This window comes from Streptococcus parasanguinis (genome assembly GCF_001578955.1).
In the GTDB taxonomy this organism is placed as follows: Bacteria; Bacillota; Bacilli; order Lactobacillales; family Streptococcaceae; genus Streptococcus; species Streptococcus parasanguinis_U.
Genome location: NZ_KQ969690.1, coordinates 392,639 through 393,805 on the forward strand (window position 1 = coordinate 392,639; position 1,167 = coordinate 393,805).

2 protein-coding genes are annotated in these 1,167 nt (G+C 30.0%); both read left to right on the forward strand.

Translation table 11 applies throughout. The features are described from left to right. The coding region (locus tag SPADD19_RS05745) for an ATP-grasp domain-containing protein (protein ID WP_128861592.1) at nucleotides 1-509 on the forward strand (509 nt) is incomplete at its 5' end. Between the two features lie 211 nt (nucleotides 510-720). Further along, nucleotides 721-1,167, forward strand: a 447-nt coding sequence (locus SPADD19_RS05750) for a GNAT family N-acetyltransferase (RefSeq protein ID WP_061455482.1), incomplete at its 3' end; no start/stop codon positions are given.

Genomic DNA, 1,167 nt, shown 5'->3' on the forward strand with positions numbered 1-1,167 from the left:
ATGAAGGCGTTTTGGGAGAGATTGTAAATATACCTGATAATTGGGGAAAATTTATTAAGCCTAAAGCTGGTTCAAAAGTCTTTACTGGAAGAGTTGTTAACGGAACCCGTGATTTGATAGGTATTGGTTTACCTTTTGACTATCCTATATGGATTAGTGAGGTTGTAGAATTCATAGCAGAATGGCGTTGTTTTGTGTTAGATGGTCGCGTATTAGATGTTCGACCCTATACAGGTGATTATCATGCACAATTTGATCCTAGTGTAATTGATGAAGCCATATCATGTTGGAAAGATGCGCCAATAGCTTATGGACTAGATATCGGTGTTACTAGTGATGGCAGGACACTTGTTGTTGAAGTAAATGATGGTTATGCATTGGGAAATTATGGCCTATCTCCTTTAAATTCGATCAATTTTCATAAAGCTAGATGGAAAGAAATGGTAAAACCTTATTTTGAAAAAAACGATGTTTTTAATATGCCTGAAAATGAAAATATAAGTCTCTAAAGGAACAGAAGTAAATCTGTGTTTAACTGCAACTAGTAAGTTGCAGTTTTTTATTTTGAATAATGATATAATAGGATAAGAAAATAATGAAAACGCTATATATTTGAAAGTTGAATAGGAAAGTAGAAAGTATGAAAACAATTGATATGATTATTAAATCATCAACTGATTTAGTTATGTATCTTACATAAAGAGAAAGGAATTAATTATCATGAAATTATCTTTGTATAGTGAAGTTGAACATTACCATTCTTTAAGTTCTTATTCTTTAAATGATATTACACATACTGATACCCCAAAAAATATTATTGAAAAGTCTAAAAAAGATAAGGATAGATACCCAATAGTAATACTTAATAAAGACCATAAAGTAATTGGTTTTTTTTGCCTACACCTAAACACTGGTCCTAAAGAGTACGGCTATTATCAAAATGATTATGCGCTTATTAGAGGATTTTCTATTGATGATAATTTCAGAAATCAAGGATATGGTTCTAATGCTCTGAATGGAATATTTGAATTCATAGATTCAACTTTAAAATTAGAAATTAACCATATTATATTGGCTGTAAATGAAAAAAATATATTGGCTCAAAAAGCATATAGAAATTCAGGTTTTTTTGTTGTGAAAAAAGATTTAGAAGGAAAAAGGGGGAAA